General features: G+C 39.9%; 16 protein-coding genes. 9 read left to right on the plus strand and 7 right to left on the minus strand.

Translation table 11 applies throughout. The features are described from left to right. The first annotated feature begins 59 nt into the window (after positions 1-59). Both ppc and cdd read left to right on the plus strand, forming a co-directional pair. Positions 60-2,705, plus strand: a complete 2,646-nt coding sequence (gene ppc, locus H5087_RS02995) for a phosphoenolpyruvate carboxylase (protein ID WP_024594555.1) — start codon at positions 60-62, stop codon at positions 2,703-2,705. Positions 2,706-2,841: 136 nt separating this feature from the next. Beyond that, positions 2,842-3,768, plus strand: coding sequence for a cytidine deaminase (gene cdd, locus H5087_RS03000; RefSeq protein ID WP_182671117.1), 927 nt, complete (start codon positions 2,842-2,844; stop codon positions 3,766-3,768). 90 nt (positions 3,769-3,858) lie between these two features. On the opposite strand, the gene udp is transcribed toward cdd, so the two are convergent. Further along, on the minus strand, positions 3,859-4,614 hold the full coding sequence (gene udp, locus H5087_RS03005; protein WP_007375563.1) for a uridine phosphorylase: 756 nt from the start codon (positions 4,612-4,614) through the stop codon (positions 3,859-3,861). Positions 4,615-5,068: 454 nt separating this feature from the next. Between udp and H5087_RS03010 the strand changes: the two genes are divergently transcribed. The 7 genes from H5087_RS03010 to H5087_RS03040 all read left to right on the plus strand — a co-directional run bounded on the left by H5087_RS03010 (position 5,069) and on the right by H5087_RS03040 (position 15,182). Then, the gene (locus H5087_RS03010) at positions 5,069-6,178 is read left to right on the plus strand and encodes an arginase family protein (RefSeq protein ID WP_182671118.1); all 1,110 of its coding nucleotides are present in this window, start codon (positions 5,069-5,071) and stop codon (positions 6,176-6,178) included. 129 nt (positions 6,179-6,307) lie between these two features. Next, positions 6,308-6,997, plus strand: a complete 690-nt coding sequence (locus H5087_RS03015) for a transporter substrate-binding domain-containing protein (protein ID WP_182671119.1) — start codon at positions 6,308-6,310, stop codon at positions 6,995-6,997. Positions 6,998-7,144: 147 nt separating this feature from the next. Continuing rightward, entirely contained in the window at positions 7,145-8,446 is a 1,302-nt protein-coding gene (locus H5087_RS03020; protein ID WP_002959027.1) for a hemolysin family protein, read from the plus strand. Positions 8,447-8,730: 284 nt separating this feature from the next. Beyond that, entirely contained in the window at positions 8,731-9,900 is a 1,170-nt protein-coding gene (locus H5087_RS03025) for an efflux RND transporter periplasmic adaptor subunit (RefSeq protein WP_182671120.1), read from the plus strand. Between the two features lie 12 nt (positions 9,901-9,912). After that, positions 9,913-13,047 carry an efflux RND transporter permease subunit gene (locus H5087_RS03030; RefSeq protein ID WP_182671121.1) on the plus strand — a complete coding sequence of 1,045 codons (3,135 nt, stop codon included), beginning with the start codon at positions 9,913-9,915 and terminating at the stop codon, positions 13,045-13,047. Continuing rightward, positions 13,044-14,462 (plus strand): efflux transporter outer membrane subunit, encoded by a 1,419-nt coding sequence (locus H5087_RS03035; protein WP_182671122.1) that lies wholly within the window; start codon positions 13,044-13,046, stop codon positions 14,460-14,462. Before H5087_RS03030 ends, H5087_RS03035 begins: the two co-directional genes overlap by 4 nt. Before the next feature lie 96 nt (positions 14,463-14,558). Next, on the plus strand, positions 14,559-15,182 hold the full coding sequence (locus H5087_RS03040) for a TetR/AcrR family transcriptional regulator (protein ID WP_182671123.1): 624 nt from the start codon (positions 14,559-14,561) through the stop codon (positions 15,180-15,182). A gap of 68 nt (positions 15,183-15,250) precedes the next feature. On the opposite strand, the gene H5087_RS03045 is transcribed toward H5087_RS03040, so the two are convergent. From H5087_RS03045 to H5087_RS03070, 6 genes are all read right to left on the minus strand, one after another. Then, the gene (locus H5087_RS03045) at positions 15,251-16,363 is read right to left on the minus strand and encodes a HupE/UreJ family protein (RefSeq protein WP_182671124.1); all 1,113 of its coding nucleotides are present in this window, start codon (positions 16,361-16,363) and stop codon (positions 15,251-15,253) included. Then, positions 16,360-17,385, minus strand: coding sequence for a hypothetical protein (locus H5087_RS03050; RefSeq protein ID WP_182671125.1), 1,026 nt, complete (start codon positions 17,383-17,385; stop codon positions 16,360-16,362). Before H5087_RS03050 ends, H5087_RS03045 begins: the two co-directional genes overlap by 4 nt. 53 nt (positions 17,386-17,438) lie before the next feature. Then, positions 17,439-17,948, minus strand: coding sequence for an Ig-like domain-containing protein (locus tag H5087_RS03055; RefSeq protein WP_182671126.1), 510 nt, complete (start codon positions 17,946-17,948; stop codon positions 17,439-17,441). 11 nt (positions 17,949-17,959) lie between these two features. Next, positions 17,960-19,552 (minus strand): DUF4331 domain-containing protein, encoded by a 1,593-nt coding sequence (locus H5087_RS03060; protein ID WP_182671127.1) that lies wholly within the window; start codon positions 19,550-19,552, stop codon positions 17,960-17,962. Between the two features lie 156 nt (positions 19,553-19,708). Beyond that, a complete protein-coding gene (locus tag H5087_RS03065) occupies positions 19,709-20,392 on the minus strand; it encodes an anti-sigma factor domain-containing protein (RefSeq protein WP_182671128.1) in 684 nt (227 codons plus the stop codon). Continuing rightward, positions 20,389-20,913 carry a sigma-70 family RNA polymerase sigma factor gene (locus H5087_RS03070; RefSeq protein WP_007582398.1) on the minus strand — a complete coding sequence of 175 codons (525 nt, stop codon included), beginning with the start codon at positions 20,911-20,913 and terminating at the stop codon, positions 20,389-20,391. Before H5087_RS03070 ends, H5087_RS03065 begins: the two co-directional genes overlap by 4 nt. Positions 20,914-21,165 lie beyond the last annotated feature (252 nt).

The following is a 21,165-nucleotide window of genomic DNA, read 5'->3' on the forward strand; positions in this document are numbered from 1 at the left end:
ATTAAATATCTCTTCATGATGATATTAATAGTGTCCTACGAAACAAAGGAGAATGAGAAATGAGTGAACAATATGCCGCCTTGCGAGGTAATGTAAATTTACTTGGGCAATTACTAGGACAAACTATTAAGGATGCTCAAGGCCAAGCTATTTTAGATAAAGTAGAAGAAATTCGGGCTTTATCTAAATCATCTCGCAGTGGTAATGAAGACGACAGACAAGCGCTAATAGATGTTTTACATGCGCTTAGTGATGAAGAGCTTTTGCCGGTTGCCCGTTCATTTAATCATTTTTTAAACCTTGCTAATGTAGCAGAACAATTTCATACCGTTTCGCGTTTTAATGACGTTGGCCTTGGTCAACAAAACCCTCTCACTCAAACATTAAAAACGTTAGTTACAAAAGCAGAACAAGGCCAGCTAGATAGTAATCATTTGGCCGAAACACTCTCAAAACTCCACATAAACTTAGTATTAACCGCCCACCCAACCGAGGTGACGCGCCGTACTATTATTAACAAACATGTTGAACTAAGTGATTGCTTAGCGTCATTAGAGCGAAAAGATAACTTACCGCTAGAGCGAGATGCTATTTTAAATCGTATTGAACAGCTTATTAGCCAGGCTTGGCATACCGACGACATTCGTCGCTCTCGCCCAACGCCAGTTGATGAAGCTAAATGGGGTTATGCGGTAATCGAAAACAGTCTTTGGCACGCTGTTCCGCGCTTTTTACGTGAATTTTCAGCCAATGTTAAAGATCAATTAAGTTTAGAGCTACCAAAAGATTACAGCCCTATTGAGTTCACATCTTGGATGGGTGGGGACCGTGATGGAAATCCATTCGTAACATCGCAGGTTACAGCAGAGGTGCTTGACCACGGTCGTTGGATGGCGCTTAACTTATATATTCAAGATTTAAAAACGTTATGCGCTGAACTCTCTATGTCAGACGCCAGTGATGAGCTTATTGAGTTGGCAGGTCAAGACTTTGAACCATACAGAGCGGTGATCAAAAAGCTTAAAAACCAAGTTGCAGAGACCGTGGCTCACTTGGGCGCTAAAATTAAAAATAAGCGTAGCGATTCACAAGATTTAATTACCGATATTAATCAGCTTAAGCATCCGGTTGAGGTGTGCTACCGCTCGTTATTAAAGTGTAATATGAAAGTAGTTGCTGATGGATTATTGCTTGATTTACTGTACCGTATTAATAGCTTTGGCTTGCGTTTGGCTAAACTCGATGTGCGCCAAGATTCGTCTCGTCACAGCGATGTTTTTTCTGAGCTGACTCGTTATTTAGGTTTAGGCGACTACAACCAATGGCAAGAGCAAGATAAACAAGCTTTTTTACTTACTGAACTTAACTCTCGCAGACCGCTTATTCCAAAACATTGGCAACCAAGCCCTGATGTTCAAGAAGTGCTAGACACCTTTGATGTTATTGCTAAGCAAGACGAACAAACATTTGGCTTGTATATTATTTCGATGGCGCGAACAGCATCAGACATTTTAGCAGTACAATTATTGCTAAAAGAAAGCGGCTGTAGCTTTGATTTACCAGTAGCACCGTTATTTGAAACACTCGACGATTTAAACGCAGGCAGTGATGTAATTACTACATTACTTGATAATGTGTGGTATCGCGGGCACATTAAAAACACCCAAAATGTAATGATTGGTTACTCTGATTCTGCTAAAGATGCCGGCATGATGGCAGCAGGTTGGGCGCAGTACGAAGCTATGGATAAACTAGTGCAGCTTGCTGATGAGCGTGGTATTGAACTTATTTTATTCCACGGACGTGGTGGCACAGTAGGGCGTGGTGGCGCACCTGCTGCACAAGCGCTGCATTCACAACCGCCAGGTTCGTTAAAAGGTGGTTTGCGTGTAACCGAGCAAGGCGAGATGATCCGCTTTAAATTTGGTTTACCTGATGTAGCACTGCAAAGCTTAAATATTTACGCAGGTGCAGTACTACAAAGTAACTTATTACCGCCGCCGGAACCAAAACCGCAGTGGCGCGAAGTAATGAAGCTAATAAGTGAGGAGTCGTGTGAACATTACCGTAATGTAGTTCGCCACGATGAAAACTTTGTACCTTACTTCAGAATGGCAACGCCTGAGCTTGAGCTGTCTAAGTTGCCGCTTGGCTCGCGTCCAGCAAAACGTAATCCTAATGGTGGCGTTGAAAGCCTGCGTGCTATTCCATGGATTTTTGCGTGGAGCCAAAACCGTTTAATGCTTCCTGCATGGTTAGGTGCGTTAACTGGCTTAAAAGCTGCGCTTAATAAGTACGGCGCAGAAACCCTAAACGAAATGAGCCTACAGTGGCCATTCTTTAGATCGCGCCTAGAAATGCTAGAAATGGTATTTAGTAAAGCCGATTGCTGGTTGAGTGAGCATTACGATAATGCGCTGGTGGAAGATATGTACAAACCATTGGGTGTAACACTTCGTAAAGAGCTTCAAGAAGCGATTAGCTTGGTGCAATCACTTAGCCCACAAAAAAGCCTACTCGCCGAACAACCTTGGATTAAGGAGTCGATTAGTTTACGTAATCCGTACACCGATCCACTTAACCTATTACAGGTTGAGCTTTTACGCCGTGCTCGCTCAGAGGAAAAACGAAACGAAGGTGACATTGATAATGCGTTAATGATCACGATGACAGGTATAGCTGCAGGTATGCGTAATACCGGCTAACACTTTATTTTGTTAGGTATACCTATTGATATTAAAAGGGAGCACGCGATGTGCTCCCTTTTTTTGCGTTAAATAGGCTGGTATTTAACACCCTAACCTTTTAAACTACTTAGCCATTGAATAATTAAAAAATATTATGGCTTCAGCAACTTTTACTGTACAGCAAGATACAGCACTTACAAATTCGCACTTCACATTAAGCGTAGCGCAAACAGCGTCATTACGTTGTCAATTAAAATCACAACGTGGCATATTAAATTCTAATAATATTAAACAGTTATGTGCACAGCTAAATGTGTCTGATGATGTATTACTACAAGGTTTAGTGCCTTTAGCTTCTGAGTATGCCGTTGCGCCAGTGTCAGATTTTCATGTAGGCGCAATTGTTAAAGCGCTTGATGAAAAGGGTGAGGTAAACTTTTACTTTGGTGCGAATGTAGAGTTTGATCATCAAGCATTGAGTTTAGTGGTTCATGCAGAGCAATCGGCTATAAATAACGCATGGTTAAACGGCGCTAAAAAAATAGTTAAAATTGCGATTAGCGATGCGCCTTGTGGGTATTGTCGCCAGTTTATGAACGAACTAGCTGATGCGAAAGAGTTTGATATTTTACTTCCTGATCAGCAATTTAAACTTGCTGAATTACTGCCGCATTCATTTGGACCTACCGATTTAGGTAACGAATTTAGCTTGTTTAACCCAAAACCACAGCAAGGTAATTTTAGCTTTGATGGCCTTGATGAAACCCTTGCGCGTTTTGCACTTAATGCGTACGTGCCTTACAGTCAAAACTTTAGCGCCGTAAAAATAAGTACATTTAGTGATGGTGATTTTTACGGAAGTTACGCCGAAAATGCAGCTTACAGTCCAAGTTTATCGCCACTACAAAGTGCACTAAGTCAGTTCTTTTTAGCTGGGCTTAGCTTTAACGAAAGTACGGTGAAGGGAATAACATTGCTCGAAACAGCGGGTCGTGAAAACCAGTCGCAAGTGGCAAAAGCTGTGCTTGCCAGTTTTACGCATTTACCAGCACTTAAAGTAATTAGCGCACCACTTAAATAGTGGCTTGCATACAATAAAGCACAGCCGGAGCTGTGCTTTATTAAAGCGAGTAATTCTATCGAATTAACTCACTCACTGCTATAACCTGTATTAATCAAGTAATACTTTAGCTGCTTCTAATACTACTGCTACAGATTTACGCTCAATTTCACCGTGATCTACATTTGGTATTTCTTGGCGAGTACGGTTAACAAGTACGCCTGCTACACATGCTGCTTGTAATCCAAGGGCTGCACACATAGTAAATAATGTTGCCGATTCCATTTCGTAGTTCATCACGCCCAATTTTTGCCACTCTTCGCAGCTACCTTGTAGTGATTTAGGAACGTAACCAGAGTGCGTATCGTAACGCTCTTGCCCTGGGTAGAATGTATCGCTTGATGCAGTAATGCCAATATGAAAATCGATATTTAGGTTTTTACATGCTTGTACCATAGCTTGTGTTGCATAAAAGTCAGATACAGCAGGGTAGCTAAGTGGTGCAAAATGTTGGCTAGCTCCATCTAAACGTACAGACGCTTGGCTAATTAAAATTTCGCCTTCGTTAATGTGTGGCTGAATTGCACCGGTTGTACCAATACGTAAAAATTTACGCACGCCAAGTTGTGCTAATTCTTCTACTGCAATCGACGTAGATGGACCACCAATACCTGTAGAACATATAACCACAGAGTGGCCGTTTAATTGACCTAAGTAAACATGAAACTCGCGAGTTTGAGCAAGGCAGGTTGGGTTGTCTAGGAATTGTGAAATACGTGCTGCACGATCTGGATCGCCCGGTACAATCGCAAGTTTTGCACCTTTAAGATCGTCAATACATAGTCCTAAGTGAAATACCTTTTCCATAGCTAAGCCTTTTATAATAATTTGTTGTCAATCTAGCATGATTGCTAGAAACGTTTATCAAGTACAGGACGATTGTCCGCTTTGTCTTAACTCTTCCAATAAAGCCTTAATAATTTTAAGGGCTAATTTGATTTATTCACCAACTATGAATATTCACTCAAGTACTTATATACGTAGCCTTGTTGCGCTGTTGACATGTTCAAGCAGACATAATAAGTATCACTCAAGCGCGTAACTACAATTAAAGTGATGATTACAAAGCTTTGCTAATATCAAACAAATTCAATGATTTAAGTTTGTAGTGAACACGTAATAGCTAACGTGTTTACTTATATTAAGCACTGACTTATTTAGCGAAGTGGCATTTATTTGAAGTTTAGGCACTTTTAGTAATTTTGCATAACTAATCAAAACTAATTAGCTACGTACAGAATAAAAACCGAAGGAGTTTATTATGAGCACACAATTTGAAGCATTTAAAAACAAAGTTGAGCACTGTTTGTGCGCACCGGGCGATGGTGTATACACAGTAAATACTGCAAAAGAGCGCAAAGCCGCACTACGTAATAAACTTTACGGACAAACTGAAAACGTTGATAACTTGTGGCGCGAGTCTTTAAACGAATTACCAAACTCACCACATAAAGCCGTTATGTTAGGTATTAGTTCAGACTGTGGCGGTGGTATTTTACGCGGCGCAAACTGGGGTCCGTTGTTTGTGCGCTCAGCATTAATTGATCAGCAACCTCAGTGTCATTCGTTTGATTTAGGTGATGTACGTGTAATCCCACATTTACTTCATGACAAATACCTAAATGATGCAACCATTTCTAATTGCCAAAAAGCCTTATATGGTGATGAAGATAACGATTATTACGTAAGCCCGTTATCAATCACTGAAGATGTGTGCGACAGTTTTTACGCAACGTTTAAAGATAAAGGATTATTTGGTATTGGTGGCGATCACTCAATTAGTTACCCACTTACTAAAGCGTACTTAAAAGCAAAACGTGAGCAAGGTAAGCGCACGGCTATTATTCACTTTGACGCGCATACCGATTTACTTGTGGAGCGCTTAGGTATTGATTTATGTTTTGGCTCGTGGTGTACACATATACTAGAGTTTTTACCGGCGCCGCATCATTTAATACAATTTGGTATTCGCTCAAGTGGCAAGTCTAAAGCGCATTGGGAAAATACTTTTGGTGTTAAACAGCACTGGGCACATGAAATCATTGAACGCGGCGCAGCAGCGGTTGCTGCCGACGCTATTGCACAGTTAAAAGCCGATAACGTTGATGAAATATACGTAAGCTTTGATATTGATGCACTTGATGCAGAGTTTGCATCTGCCACAGGTACGCCAGAGCATCACGGTTTAACGCCTCAGCATGCGCTTGATATTCTATCAGCCATTGCGGATGAGTTCCCGATTACGGGTGCAGATATGATGGAGATAGCGCCATTTACCGACAGCTCTTTAGTTGGTCAATCAAGCTCTGAGACGACACTTAGAGAAGGCGCTAAAATTTCAGCCTTTTTAATTAGTGCGATGAACAAGTAAGCTGCAGAAGCTATAAAGGCTAGCACTATCAGCGTATAAGTGTGCATTACATAACTAAAAACTAGCAGTTCACAAAGCCTCAGCTATATTTATTAAATACATATAATGAGTTGGTTGAGGCCTCGCTAGATGAAATTGTTGATCTTTTTATTGTTCATTAGCTGTATTAAAGTTAATGCAGCTGAAATTACAATAGTAACGGAAGTATTTCCGGACTTTCAGTACATTAATGAAGATAACAAACTCGTTGGCCGCTCTGTCGATAAAGTTCATAAAGCGCTAGAAGGTACAGGTATAAATTACACTATGTTGGCGCATAGTTGGGCCATATCCTACAATGCAGCGCTACGCGATAAAAACACCTGTATATTTTCGATTGTTCGATTACCTAATAGAGAAAGTAAGTTTAACTGGGTAGGTGAACTGGAAAGCTTTGACTCTGCCATTTATGGTCTAAAATCCAGAGGTATAAAGTTAAACACTCTCAATGATGCTAAAAAATACAAAATAGCAGTACTGCGTGATAACTTTAGTCATCATTATTTGCTTGAAAGGGGCTTTAGTGAAAGCAAGCATTTATTACTCATCGATAGCCTAGATAAAATAGATAAACTCATAAGCACTCGTCACCATATACTTGATTTTGTTATCCTCAACAAAAAGCAATTTAACTATCGAGTTAAAACAGAGCCTAAGCTTGAGTTACTAGAACCATTACTTGATTTAAATACAACTCAGTCTCCGTTATTTTTTGCCTGTAATATAAATATGGATCCGGCTTTAGTTTCTCAATTAAAAGTCGCCTTTAATAAAATTTAAGTACTTTAAACTCACTGTTTTACCTCTTAAATAATTGAAAATTAATAGTTTAAATATATTTCGTAAATATAAATTGCTGCGTTTAAAAAACCGATTATAATCCAGCTGCTTTTTGTTTAAAAAAGCGCTAACTTATTGGAGCGTTAAATGGGTGATTTAATCGGGATTAGCTTATTGATCTTGATCAGTGCGTTGTTTGCTATGTCAGAAATAGCAATTGCAGCGTCGCGTAAAATAAAACTGCGGGTGATGGCAGATGAAGGAAATATAAAAGCAGCAGCGGTATTAAAGCTACAAGAAAATCCAGGGGCTTTTTTTGCCATGATCCAAATAGCACTCAATGCAATAGCAATATTGGGTGGTATTGTGGGCGAGCAGGCTTTATCGCCTTATGTTGAAAGTGTTTTAGTGCTTTTTTATCAAGGTGCACACTTAGAAAAAATTAGCTTTTTATTCTCATTTTTTACTATTACATCTCTGTTTATCTTGTTCGCCGATTTAATGCCAAAGCGTTTAGCGATGATCATGCCAGAAGCTGTCGCTGTTAGAGTCGTTACAATAATGCGCTGGGTAACCTTTGCCTTAACTCCGCTAGTGATGTTTTTTAATGGGGTAACTAACTTTGTGCTGCGCTTATTTAAAGTCCCTGCTGAGCGAGAAGACAACGTTACAACTGAGGACATTGTTGCCATGATGGAAGCGGGTGCTGCATATGGTAGTTTGCAAAAGCAAGAATATGAACTCATTGGCAATGTGTTTGACCTAGAAGCGCGGTTTTTATCAAGCGTAATGACGCCACGCGACCAAATTGTCTATTTTGATTTAAACGAATCTAGCCATGATATTGCGACCAAAATTATTGATCACCCTCATAATCACTTTTTAGTAGTGTCAGGAAATTTAGATAAATTGCATGGCTCTGTTGAATCTAAAGATATTTTACGACAAGTACTAAAAGGCGAAGCTGCCAATATAAACGATGAGCTGATTGATAAAGATGTTTTTTACTTACCGGAAACATTAAGCCTATCAGAAGCCTTAAATGCGTTTAAAAGCGCAGCAAAGCCATTTGCTGTTGTCGTAAATGAATACGCGCTTTCGGTAGGTATTGTAACGGTAAAAGACTTAATGAAAGGGTTTATGGGAGATTTAATTACTCATCAAGGTGATGAATTAATTATAGAGCGCGATAAAAATTCATGGCTTGTAGATGGGTTAACTCCAATTACCGATTTAGCAAAGGTACTTGATATAGAAGAATTTCCAGATCAGATGCACTATGAAACTGTCGCTGGATTTTTAATTTACAGTATGAAGCGAATCCCTAAACGTGCAGAGCATTTAACTTTTTCAGGCTTTAAGTTTGAAGTTGTTGATGTAGAGGGCATTAGGGTAGAGCAGTTGTTAGTTTCAAGAGTTATTAATCCACAGAACGACAACCCCCTTTAAAAAAGTAAGATAGTCGTTTATATAAATAGCCAAGCTGTTTTGCTTGGCTTTTTTGTGCCTATTTAAAAGTTCTGTGCTTAAAATGAATGGTTATTTCAATCTGTTTAATTGCTTTATTTTCAAACAGCTTTGATTCTATTTTCATCAAATTAACATTAAATGCTACCTAAGGCGTATATTGTACTCAATAGTGTAAGTTTGTGTAAATTTCTCCTTATTAAGTTTCATTATCAGCGCATTTTAATTTAGAATGATCGTTCACTCTAAACTAAAAGGTATTTAACATGCAGCGTTCCCGCATCGCTTTATTTGTATTATCAGCCCTCGTCGGTTCTGTTGCTTTAACTGGTTGTGATCAGGCTGCTGAGCAGTCACAAGCTTCAGCTCCTAAAGCTGTCCCAGTGGGTGTAATTACAGTAAAAAGCCAAGCGCTTACTCTCAAAAAAGAACTTCCTGGTCGCATTAGTGCATTTCAAATTGCTGAAATTCGTCCACAAGTAAGTGGTATTGTGCAATCTCGTTTATTTGTTGAAGGTAATGAGGTTAAACAAGGCCAAGCACTGTATCAAATAGACCCTGCTACATTTGAAGCAGACTTAGCAGCAAGTGAAGCAAGCGTAGCGCGCGCAGAGGCAAGCATTGCCAGCTCTAAATCAAAAGCATCGCGTTATAAAGAGCTTTTAAAAATTAAAGCCGTGAGCCAACAAGATTTTGATGAAGCAGATGCTGCATATAAGCAAGCTAATGCTGAATTATTAACAGCTAAAGCGCAGTTAAAATCAGCGCAAATTAATCTCGATTACAGCCACGTCTCTTCTCCTATTAGTGGTCAAATTAGTAAATCAAGCGTAACAGTGGGTGCACTCGTAAGTGCCAATCAAAGTACAGCACTTGCTACAGTAACTCAGTTAGATCCAATTTATATCGATTTAACACAATCAAGTAATGAGCTTACCCAACTTAAAAAAGCAATATCATCAGGTACTCTAACTGTCGATTCGGCTAGTCAAACTGACGTTGAACTTATTATGGAAGATGGCTCTATTTATCCTCATAAAGGCACATTGCAGTTTTCTGAAGTGACCGTTGATCCAAGTACTGGCTCAGTAACACTGCGTGCTAAATTTTCAAACCCAGAAAAATTATTACTGCCTGGCATGTATGCCCGAGCTTCTATTGTGGAAGGTGTTAAAGCGGGTGCTATTTTAGCTCCGCAACGTGGCGTTAGCCGTAATTCAAAAGGCGAACCAACAGCAATGGTTGTCAGTAAAGACAACACAGTAGAAAGTCGCGTATTGAAAGTAGATAGAACTATTGGTTCTGATTGGCTTGTTACTGATGGCCTAAGTGATGGCGATAAGTTAATAGTTGAAGGTTTACAAAAAATCCGCCCTGGTGCACCTGTGAACCCATCTGAAATTCAATCGTCTGCTAAAGCCGATCAAGCGCAATAACGGAGAGTTTTAATGTCACGATTTTTTATCGATAGACCGATATTTGCTTGGGTACTCGCTATTGTAGTGATGCTTGCAGGTATTTTGGCGATTAGGAGTTTACCTATTTCGCAGTATCCTTCAATTGCACCACCTGCAGTGAGTATTACTGCAACGTACCCTGGTGCATCTGCACGAACACTTGAAGATACGGTAACGCAAGTTATTGAGCAAAAAATGAAAGGGCTTGATGGCTTGCTTTATATGTCATCTACGTCTGAGTCGAGTGGTTCTGCTACGCTTACACTTTCGTTTAGTGCTGAAACTGACCCTGATATTGCACAAGTTCAAGTGCAAAATAAACTAGCTACAGCGACTCCACTATTACCAGAAGCCGTACAAAGGCAAGGTGTGGTAGTTGCAAAATCAGCGCGTAACTTTTTAATGGTTTATGCTTTTGTGTCTAAAGATGGCAGCATGACCAATATTGATATTGGCGATTATGTTTCATCAAACGTGCAAGACATTGTCTCGCGTGTTGAAGGCGTAGGTGAAGTACAACTGTTTGGTTCTCAGTACGCGATGCGTATTTGGTTAGACCCTGCAAAGTTACAAAATTATAAGCTTACACCTGCTGATATTAGTGCATCAATTAGTGCGCAAAATGCACAAGTATCTGCCGGTCAACTTGGCGGTATGCCTGCCGTTGATGGTCAGCAACTTAATGCAACAGTAACGGCGCAAAGCCGATTACAAACGCCAGAGCAATTTAAACAAATATTAGTTAAAACCAATCCAGATGGCTCTTTTGTACGTCTAGAGGACGTTGCTAAAGTAGAGCTTGGCGGTGAAAGCTACCGCGTTGTTGCTCGTTACGATGGGCAACCTGCATCAGGTTTAGGTATTAAATTAGCCAGTGGCGCTAACGCACTTGATACCGCAGAGGGCGTTAAAAAAGCAATTGAAGAGCTAAAACCGTTTTTCCCTGAGGGGTTAGATGCCGTAATACCTTACGATACAACGCCGTTCGTATCGTTATCTATCGAAAAAGTTATTCATACATTAATTGAAGCTGTTGTACTTGTTTTTGTAGTGATGTATTTGTTCCTACAAAACTTTAGGGCAACGCTTATTCCAACTATTGCCGTACCTGTAGTTTTACTAGGTACATTTGGTATTTTACACACCTTTGGTTATTCAATAAATACGCTAACGATGTTTGCGATGGTACTTGCCATAGGCTTATTGGTAGATGATGCAATTGTTGTTGTAGAAAATGTTGAGCGTTTAATGACCGAGGAAAAACTCTCGGCACTTGAAGCTACACGTAAATCTATGGATGAAATTAAAGGCGCGCTGGTAGGTATTGCCATGGTGCTTTCTGCGGTATTTATTCCAATGGCATTCTTTAGTGGCTCTACCGGTATAATTTATCGTCAGTTTTCTATAACACTCGTATCGGCGATGGGGTTATCTGTTTTAGTGGCTCTTATTTTGACGCCAGCATTATGTGCAACGCTTTTAAAACCAAGCCATGTACATAACAATGACACGTTATTTGGTCGATTTTTTACAGGCTTTAACCGTGGTTTTGATAAAACAAATTCAGGTGCACAAAGCTTTGTAGGGCGCATGCTTACTCACTCTAAACGCTACTTACTTATTTATGGCGTGATTGTGGGCGGTATGGTTTATGTATTCTCAAGCTTGCCAACGGCATTTTTGCCTGACGAAGACCAAGGTATTTTGTTTAACCAAGTGTCATTACCAGCGGGTTCTACAACACAACAAACGCTTGAGGTTGTTAAAAAGGTAGAAAACCACTTTTTAAACGATCAATCTGAAGCAGTAAACGGTATCTTTACCGTGACTGGTTTTAGTTTTGCAGGGTCTGGCCAAAACTCAGCAATTGCCTTTGTAAATCTTAAACATTGGGATGAGCGTCAGCGTGACGAGTTATCTGTTCAAGGTGTTGCAGGTAAAGCGATGGGCTACTTTTCAACGATAAAAGAAGCATTTGTTTTTGCCTTTCCGCCACCTGCAATTGTTGAGCTGGGAACTGCTAATGGCTTTAATATTTTCTTACAAGACCGTGTAGGTCTTGGCCATGAGGCACTTTTAGCTGCACGAAATCAGTTATTAGGTTTAGCAAGCCAAAGTCCAATTTTAGCGGGCGTGCGTCCAAATGGACAAGAAGATATGCCAGAGCTACAACTTGATACAGACCTTGCAAAAGCCGAAGCGCTTGGTGTGTCGCAAAACGATATTAACAGTACACTTTCGACAGCATGGGGTAGTAGTTATGTGAATGACTTTATTGACCGTGGTCGAGTGAAAAAAGTGTATATGCAAGGTGATGCACAATCTCGCATGGTGCCTGAGGATCTAAATAAGTGGTATGTACGCAATGATAATGGCGATATGGTGCCGTTTTCAGCGTTTGCTAGTGCCTACTGGACGTATGGTTCGCCGCGTTTAGAGCGTTACAATGGTTTTTCAGCAATGGAAATTCAAGGTAGTGCAGCGCCAGGTTACAGTACAGGCCAAGCAATGGATGAAATGGAGCGTTTAGTTAAACAATTACCAAATGGTATTTCGTCTGAGTGGACCGGTATTTCATTCCAAGAGCGCTCTAGTAGCGGTCAAGCACCTTTATTATATGGCTTATCGCTGTTGTTTGTATTTTTATGTTTAGCCGCGCTTTATGAAAGTTGGTCAGTACCGTTTGCGGTAATGATGATTGTGCCACTGGGTATATTTGGTGCGATTATGGCAGCGCTTGGCGGTGGCTTATCTAACGATATTTACTTGCAGGTAGGTTTGTTGACCACCATTGGTTTAGCATCTAAAAATGCGATACTGATTGTAGAGTTTGCGATTCATAAAATGGAAGAAGGGCTTGGCTTAGTTGATGCGGCTATTGCAGCTGTTCGCCTACGTTTGCGTCCAATACTTATGACTTCGATGGCCTTTATTTGTGGTGTTTTACCGCTTGCTATTGCCTCAAGCGCGGGTTCTGGTGCGCAAAATGCGCTAGGTATTTCGATTATTGGCGGCACACTTGCATCATCAATATTAGTTGTTGTTTTTGTTCCGTTATTCTTTGTGTTAGTACGCCGTGTATTTCCTGGCAAAGCTAAAGAGATAACGAAGGAGAGCGTAGAATGAGCATTAAAACATTCAGCCTAAGTGCAATTGCTTTATTGGTGCTAAGTGGTTGCCAATTAGCGCCAGAGCAAAAAGACCTTGCTCTACCAGTATCTGATACTTATGCATCAGATACTGGGCAAAGCGCTGCGCAGCAATTAAATTGGCAGCAGTTTTTTAATGACGAAAAACTACAAACGTTAATTAGTCAAAGCCTTGAGCATAACAAAGACATGCAAATTGCAGTGCTTAATGTGCAGCGTGTGCGTGGTTTATATCAAATTGAAGACTCTGCTTTGTATCCATCCCTTGATTTAATTGCCTCAGGTACGCGCCAGCGTTTACCGGCTGACTTATCAGGTACTGGCGATGCAGCTATTAGCTCGCAATACAGTGCAACAGTGGGTATTACCTCTTACGAGTTAGATATTTGGGGCAAGGTAAGTAACCAATCAGCGCAAGCACTGCAAAACTTATACTCTACAGAGCTTAGTCAATACAGCACGCAGGTGTCTTTAATTTCAGAGTTGGCAAATGCGTGGCTAAATTATGCAACTGATTTGCAACTGCTAGAGCTTGCAAAAGAAACGCTTACCTCTCAGCAGGAGTCATTATCGCTTACGCAAAAAAGCTTTGATTTAGGTGCGACGTCTTCAATTACCCTTGAGCAGCTTAAAAGCACAGTTGCTACGGCAAAAGTAGACATAGCAACGTACAAACGTTTGTTAAAGCGTGATAAAAGTGCCTTAGATTTATTAGTAGGTAAATCTGTTTCAGCTGATTTACTGCCTAATAAAGACCTGACTAACTTGATCAGTATGCCAGAAGTACCCGTTGGTTTACCGTCTGATCTGCTATCACAGCGCCCTGATATTAAAGCCGCTGAGCATTTAATGCTTGCTGCTAATGCCAATATTGGTATTGCTCGAGCGGCGTTTTATCCAAGCATAAGCTTAACAGCCAATGCGGGGTCTGCTTCAAGTGACTTAAGTGGCTTGTTTGATTCAGGCTCGGGTACATGGAGTTTTGTGCCGACAATTAGCTTACCTATTTTTAATATGGGACGTAACCAAGCAAATCTTGATGTAGCAAAAGCAGATCAAGAAATTGCAGTGGCAACGTATCAGCAAAAAATTCAAAATGCGTTTCGTGAAGTTGCCGATGCACTTGCTGATAGAGAAGGTTACCAAGAGCAATTAAGTGCCCTTGATATGCTTATAAGTAGTCGACAAATCACGTTTGATTTATCAAAAATGCGTTACGAAAAAGGCGCAGATAGCTACTTGCAAGTACTTGATGCTCAGCGTACGTGGTACGGCGCGCAGCAGCAGTTAATTGCGGGTCAGCAAGCGTATCTTGCGAGTCAAATTAACTTGTACAAAGCGCTTGGTGGCGGATGGAATGTAGCCAGTGAAACAACTCAGGAAGAGAAATAATATTTGCGGCTTTTAAAGCCGCATTACATATTTATATAGCGAGACTATTTATAGCTCTTGCTTTACTGAGTTTATGACTTGGTAGTGGAGTTGAACATGAAGCCTAAAGCAAAAAGGCAAACAGATCCCGCGATAGCACTTGCTAGGCGTGAGCAAATTTTAACAGCTGCTGCAGAGTGTTTTCGCCGTAAAGGTTACCACGGTGCAGGCATGGCAGAAATATCTAAAACGGCAGGGATGAGTGCAGGCCATATTTATAATTACTTTGAGAGCAAAGAAGCGATTATAGAAAGCATTATTGAAAAAGACATGGAAGAAATGTTCTCTATCTTTCAAAAGTTTGAAGATCACCCTGGTGATGTTTTGGCGGCTCTTTTAGATGGCTTAAATATTGGTGTGCAAAGACACATGGATACAGGCTCATGTGTTATCGATTTAGATATGATGGCAGAAGCGGGTCGTAATATTAAAGTCGCTACTCTTTTGCGTGAAACCGATATTCAAGCAAGAGGGCGCATGAGGCAGCTTTTAACAAGCCAGCGAAGTGCGCTCAAAGACATTGATGAGCGTGAACTTGAAAGCCGAATTAATGTTATTTTTTCGATGATGGCAGGGTTATTACTTAGAAAGTTACTCTACCCTGAGCTAACCGAAGAAACGGTACTCATAGCACTTCGCCCTGCGATGAAAACATTACTGATGCCATTTGATAAAGCGTAGTAACGCTAAAAATAAATAACCAAAAGTAAGCTAGCCAATATTTTGGCTAGCTTTTTTATTTATACTATTTAAAAACGCTCGATTGACCACTGAAGTGCAACAATTGCGATAGCAACGGAGCCCATTGGCATTAACCATTTTTTATACCAAGTGTAGTGTCGTACATAAATGAGTATTGGTAAGGCTATCAGTAATATACTAAGTTGACCGATTTCGACGCCTAAATTAAACGCCAAAATACTGAGCAGTTGATAGTCGCTCGACAGGCCAAGTTCGCCAAGTACGCTCGCAAATCCCATACCATGTAGTAAACCAAAAGCAAAAGTAAGCCAACCTAAACGAAGTACCAACGGCCACACATTATTTAATGCTGCAAATAAAACAGATATAGCAATTCCAAGCTCTACCCAGCGACTATTTGGTGATACAAGGTTCATAGCTGTGGCGGTAAGCGTAATAGAATGCGCAAGCGTAAACGCGGTTACTATCCATGCTGTGTGTTTAATAATGTGTTTTTTAGAGCTAATACCTTGCCATGCTTTATCGCTGCGTTTTAAAACACAGGTAAGTAACAAAGCGATTAAAAATAAAATATGATCAATACCAATCCAAATATGTAAAACACCTTGGTAAACGTATTGATTAAAGGTACTTAAATAACTTGTTTGTTCAAAGCTGAACGTTTGTTGTGCCTCATTGATATTAAATACACGAGATACACCGTTAATATTTACGATGGATTTATGGTTAGCATCAGTTTTGAAAAAAGCGGAATAGGAAAGGCTGATTGCTTCATTGTCATCACAGCTAAACTGCAGCGGAATAACCAAATAAGGTTGGTTAAAATGGTTATCTAGCTGATAGATACCTTCACTTTTTAAAGGGCATATTTGCGCGCTTTGCGTGATATTTAAATTTTCTTTAATGAAGTTATTAATTGAGCTGCGTTTTGCTTTTATTTCTGTCCACGAAATTTGGCCGTTTTTATCTAAATCCAGAGGCACTGCGTGCTCTAAGTCGGCAATATTTATTTGCCAGGTACCCGTGTATAGATTTTTGTTGGTGTCGTTATTGTGCTCGCTATTTAAGGTTATATAACTTGTACTTAGTTGATGGGCAAAGCTGTAAGTTGAAAAAATGCACAGCATTAAAGTGAGTATAAATAGATAAGGCGTTTTCATAGTGTATCTCGTTGCATCGCTTTTGCTTGAATAAGTAATTGCTCATCGGTGCTCATTTTAGCCTGCTGCCAATTAATATTAGCCCAGTAAAGTGCTTTTTCGTGATTTGGTTGTACATCAAGGTAATATTTAGCTAAGTCACTTGCATGAAAAGAATCTTTACGAAGCTCTCGTAGCGTAACTCTTTGCGCCATTGTATTTTGCCATTTTTTATCGCGTTTATTCAGTTTTTTTTCTGCGATTGAAAGTCTTAGCAAAATAGCGTCCTCTAAATTACCTTTATCAGGAAGCAGTACGCTTAATGTATTTAATACTTGTTGTGGTTGGTTTAGAGCAATTTGAATATCGGCCCATAAAACAATTAGGCTTACAGGGGCTTGAACTAAATCTACACTTTGTAAGTGAGACAATGCTTGTTTGTAGTTATTTAAACGATAGCTCATTTCACTTAAAACATGGTTTGTAGCTAGGCTAGTTTGATTATTATTTATAATTTTTACTAATGCTTGGTAGCTGTCTAAAACGCTTTCATGTTGGCTTTGTACATCAAGTACACAGGTGCTAGCAGTAATAGTGCTTACGTGCCCAATTAAGGCGACACAGTGTTTTTTTGCTTGTGCAAACTTACCTTGAGTCATAAATATATTGGCTAGCAATAAATGGCTATTACTATGCTGTGGCTCTTTAATCAAAACGTTGTTAGCAATATCAATAGCTTCGTTGAAAAGGTGCTCTTTTTGTAAAACGCGAGCATATAAGTAACCAATTTGAGATGAGGGTGTTTGTTTATATAGCTGGGCTAAACGGGTTTTAAGTAGCCCCTGTAAACGCTCTGTTTGGCCTACATATTGGCTGTTAGTGACTAATGTATTTATCTCCTCAACAGACAGAGAAGCACTAAGCGTTGAATTACTGTTAGCAATAACTGCATCATCTTTTGGGGTAAAAGGCGCAGCGCTTAATGCAAAGGTCGTTAGGCATAAAGTAATAAATGCGACGGACTTAAAAATTGATAAATGCATTATAAATATCCTTTGAAAAAAGCCATCCATGGCCTGTCAGCTTAATTACTTGGTTAGTTACCGTTTGTTGAAATTAATCCATCAACATCGGTATCTGTGTTTGTAAACACCCGACCGTTAACAGTTAACGGCTCTGCATTTGGCGCTTGATTAAATGCATCGGTTGCAAATTGAGCAAAGTCGACTTGTAGTGCGTCAATTGTAATGTTTACTGTTGCAGTTACTTGCGAATTAAAGCCATCACTTACACCAAACATAAAACTATCTGAACCTGTCACTTCTTTATTTGGTGTATAGGTAAAGTTACCGTCGCTATTAACGGTAACAGTTCCAAGAGTTGGTTCACTTGTTAACGAATAAGTAAGCGAATCGCCATCATTGTCGGTTGCGCTAAGCATATCGATAATGCTTACCTCAGTTTGTGTAGTTAGCATTGCATCACTTGCGGTAGGCGCTGTGTTTACAACCGGTGTAGGCTGTTTTTTATCATCATCGCTACTACATGCTCCCAATGTTAATGCACTGAGGAGAACACAAATATGGGTAGTTTTTAAATTACGCATTATTTTACTCCTTATTTAGAGCCAGCAAGCGGTGTTGCAAGGTATGGGAATGTTGAGTCCATCATTGTTGCATCAATAGGTGCGCCGTCTGTAAATGGCACTGTGCCTGTATTAGCATCCTCTGGTGCACAAAGTCCTAAATCAGTGTCTTCACCATTTACAGGGATAGGATGACATAAACGACCCATCACAACACGAAGTGCAATATCAACCACATCATCACCCGGGCGACGACCATTTGGGAAGCCGGCTAAATCATTACCCGCTACACCAAATGCAGATTGATCAGCTTGCGCTGTTGCTGCAATGCCTGTATTTAAACGTAGCATTTCTGAAGGTGTTACAGTTGCTTGCTGATTAACTCCTGCAAAACCTGTTAAAAATGCAGTGATTAAATCAGTACGCGGGAAGTTTGTGGGTGCCAGTGTTTCTAAGTTTGCTCCAAGTGTCGTATTAACAGCATCTTTAAACAAAATGTTTAATAACTCTGGTAGTGCTGGGTGAGATACATAATCTAAAAATTGTGCATCATCTTTAGGGTGAGCAGTGGAGAATGTGTCCTTGTCTTTAATGCCAATTACAAGCTCGTTTACAAGCGGGCTACCCAAGCGTGAAACTTGTGTTAAAGCACCACCATTAACACCATTATTAGCAAATTTAGCATTAGGATTTAATACGCGAGCTTGAGGTAGGCTTGCTGTTGTCCATGAACCTATTACGCCGTTACCTTCACCAACAATACAGCTTTTAGGTATTTCGATAGCAATTGATGTTACGTTTTTATCTGCAAGGTCGTCGTTATCAGCTGATTGTGTTATGCCACCAGGAAAACCACCGCCGTCACCAGCACCTGGGGCGCTATCACCCTCTACAGGTACATAGTTTACTAAATCAAATGTTTTACCTAGGTTAACTACAAATGGGTCTTTACGTTGCCCTACAAAAACTTGTGCCATGCTTTCACAGTTAGGAATTGAAACCTGATACACAAATTGGTCAGCATAAGTTTGATAATCGCTCATTGAACCAAATGTTTTATTACCCACATAATCAAGCGGTTTAGAAAATGTGCTGGAGCTTGATGCAGTGTTATTTAGTAGCGTTGTTTCGCCAGTACGCTGCGCGCCGCTTATCATGCTTACTGTGTATGATTCGCTAAAATTTGCAGCGCTGTTATCTCCAGCAGATACACCGCCTACATTTTTAAGCGGTACAGATACGGTGCGTTGATTACCTTCAGGTCCAACAGTTAATTGCACACCTTGGTTATCATTAGGAAGCATGCTTTTAAAGTTAAACGCAAATGTAATATCTTCAACAGCATCGCCGTCGTTATCTATATGAATGCTGTAAGTAGCATCTGGGTCCATTGCAAAGTAATTAGGACCGCCGTATGCATCTTGCAGCGGGATGTAATTAGCAATTAATGTGACGTAATCATCACGACCTTGCTCGTAACTATTAAATACATAAAAATCGGTTGAATCTAAAGTCGGGAAACGGCTTATATTTGGCGCTTCTCTGTGGCTAGATGCTTCACTTGGTGCACTTACAAACGTACTACATATTACTACTGCGAGTATTGATGGAGTTAAAGCTTTCATGACTTTGTCCTTTAATTTTGATTGAAGTCATAGCTAATAACGGGGCGAGATTTAAATTGGATGCAAAAAAGTTAAATTATTTTATTTTTTGTTAAAAAGTTTAAAAGTAGGTTGGCTGCTTTGTGTAAGCAGCCAACTTTGGTCATAATAGTCGGGTTATAAAAGTACCAGCTCTGTGGTGTAAAGCACTTCAGTGGGAGAGCCATTTGGTGAGCCACCTATAGGCTCTAAACTCACTGCTAACAATGCGATATCACTTGCGTTGAAGCGGTTATCTTTAAATAATATTTTACTGCCTTGCTTGGGCAGTAAACCCAATGAAATAGGTGCATCTTGACCTTTTAAAATCATCCACAGCTCATAATCTTTATTAGTTTGAGCAACCAATTGGCTGCTAGCTTTAATTGAGAGCCCTTGCTCGCTTACATCAATAAACCACAATGATTGTTTATCTTGATTTTGAACCAAAGCAATTTGCTGAGTTTGCATAACATTGGTACTAGGCTGAATAACCAAAAAGGCTAAAACAATGCATGCGGCAGTTGCCACAAAAGACCATGTACGCCAAATTGAAGGCTTGGTTTGTATGACTGTTTTACTTGTTTGTGGTCTGTTTTCAATACGCTGTAGTATATTTACCCATACATCGTCACGTGGCGTTTGCGGTGCAATAGCACTCGCTAAGTTGTTTAGGTTTTGCTCCCACATATTTGTTGCTTCACGTGTTTGATTTGAGTTAAGTAACAGACGCTGAAAACGCTTTCGGGCAAGCCCTCTAAGTGTGCCAAGCACGTACTGCCCAGCAAGCGCGTCTAATAGTTCGGGTTTATTATAATTCATAATGTTAAACACCTTTGTAGCTGCATAAGCCCACGCCTGATCCAGCTTTTAACTGTACCTAAAGGCGTTTCTATATGATCGACTAACTCGCTATGACTCAGCCCCTTATAATAAGCTAAGTGAATAGCTTGTTTTTGTTGCGGCTCAAGCTGTTCGATACAATTGACCAGTTTCGTTTCTTCATCGTAATTAACGTCAACACTTTCATTTTCATATTCGTCATCGCCTAACGACTGCTCTTTTCGTACTTTGTGATAGCGAAGTGAGTCAAGACTTCTGTATCTGACTATACTTATCATCCAACTAATAACGGTGCCTTTAGAGGCGTTATATTCAGATGCGTTATGCCAAATTTTTATAAAAGCGTCTTGTAGTGCCTCTTCTGCATAAGCTCTGTTAGTGAGCATATTTAAGCTAATAGCAAAAAGTTTGCCGCTAGTTTGTTGATATAAGCTTGAGAAAGCATTTTTGTCTCCTTGTGCTGTTGCGCACAAAAGAGGGAGTAAATCATCATTATCCATAGGGGTCCTGTTTTTCTTATTATCATTAAGTAAACGATTGAGGGTGTGATTTGGATGCAAAAAAATTTAATTGCCTTTTAGATTAGCTGCTTTATACGTAAGTACAAGCAATAACCGATCAGTGTTTGAAATTTAGACGTGTAAGTATAATTTATTCACATGTTTGTAAAAAATGCACAAAGAGCGGTCTGTAGTAGATTTTAGTTTATTAATTACTATAGATATCAATTGCCTACTGTTTGCGTTTGAATT

The sequence above is a fragment of the Pseudoalteromonas sp. SR43-7 genome (genome assembly GCF_014163785.1).
GTDB lineage: Bacteria > Pseudomonadota > Gammaproteobacteria > Enterobacterales > Alteromonadaceae > Pseudoalteromonas > Pseudoalteromonas distincta.

What these genes read in the sequence shown, in the direction of transcription:
- ppc (WP_024594555.1), top strand. Translation starts at nt 60, where the DNA reads ATGAGTGAACAATATGCCGCCTTGCGAGGTAATGTAAATTTACTTGGG.
- cdd (WP_182671117.1), top strand. Translation starts at nt 2,842, where the DNA reads ATGGCTTCAGCAACTTTTACTGTACAGCAAGATACAGCACTTACAAAT.
- udp (WP_007375563.1), bottom strand. Translation starts at nt 4,614, where the DNA reads ATGGAAAAGGTATTTCACTTAGGACTATGTATTGACGATCTTAAAGGT.
- H5087_RS03010 (WP_182671118.1), top strand. Translation starts at nt 5,069, where the DNA reads ATGAGCACACAATTTGAAGCATTTAAAAACAAAGTTGAGCACTGTTTG.
- H5087_RS03015 (WP_182671119.1), top strand. Translation starts at nt 6,308, where the DNA reads ATGAAATTGTTGATCTTTTTATTGTTCATTAGCTGTATTAAAGTTAAT.
- H5087_RS03020 (WP_002959027.1), top strand. Translation starts at nt 7,145, where the DNA reads ATGGGTGATTTAATCGGGATTAGCTTATTGATCTTGATCAGTGCGTTG.
- H5087_RS03025 (WP_182671120.1), top strand. Translation starts at nt 8,731, where the DNA reads ATGCAGCGTTCCCGCATCGCTTTATTTGTATTATCAGCCCTCGTCGGT.
- H5087_RS03030 (WP_182671121.1), top strand. Translation starts at nt 9,913, where the DNA reads ATGTCACGATTTTTTATCGATAGACCGATATTTGCTTGGGTACTCGCT.
- H5087_RS03035 (WP_182671122.1), top strand. Translation starts at nt 13,044, where the DNA reads ATGAGCATTAAAACATTCAGCCTAAGTGCAATTGCTTTATTGGTGCTA.
- H5087_RS03040 (WP_182671123.1), top strand. Translation starts at nt 14,559, where the DNA reads ATGAAGCCTAAAGCAAAAAGGCAAACAGATCCCGCGATAGCACTTGCT.
- H5087_RS03045 (WP_182671124.1), bottom strand. Translation starts at nt 16,363, where the DNA reads ATGAAAACGCCTTATCTATTTATACTCACTTTAATGCTGTGCATTTTT.
- H5087_RS03050 (WP_182671125.1), bottom strand. Translation starts at nt 17,385, where the DNA reads ATGCATTTATCAATTTTTAAGTCCGTCGCATTTATTACTTTATGCCTA.
- H5087_RS03055 (WP_182671126.1), bottom strand. Translation starts at nt 17,948, where the DNA reads ATGCGTAATTTAAAAACTACCCATATTTGTGTTCTCCTCAGTGCATTA.
- H5087_RS03060 (WP_182671127.1), bottom strand. Translation starts at nt 19,552, where the DNA reads ATGAAAGCTTTAACTCCATCAATACTCGCAGTAGTAATATGTAGTACG.
- H5087_RS03065 (WP_182671128.1), bottom strand. Translation starts at nt 20,392, where the DNA reads ATGAATTATAATAAACCCGAACTATTAGACGCGCTTGCTGGGCAGTAC.
- H5087_RS03070 (WP_007582398.1), bottom strand. Translation starts at nt 20,913, where the DNA reads ATGGATAATGATGATTTACTCCCTCTTTTGTGCGCAACAGCACAAGGA.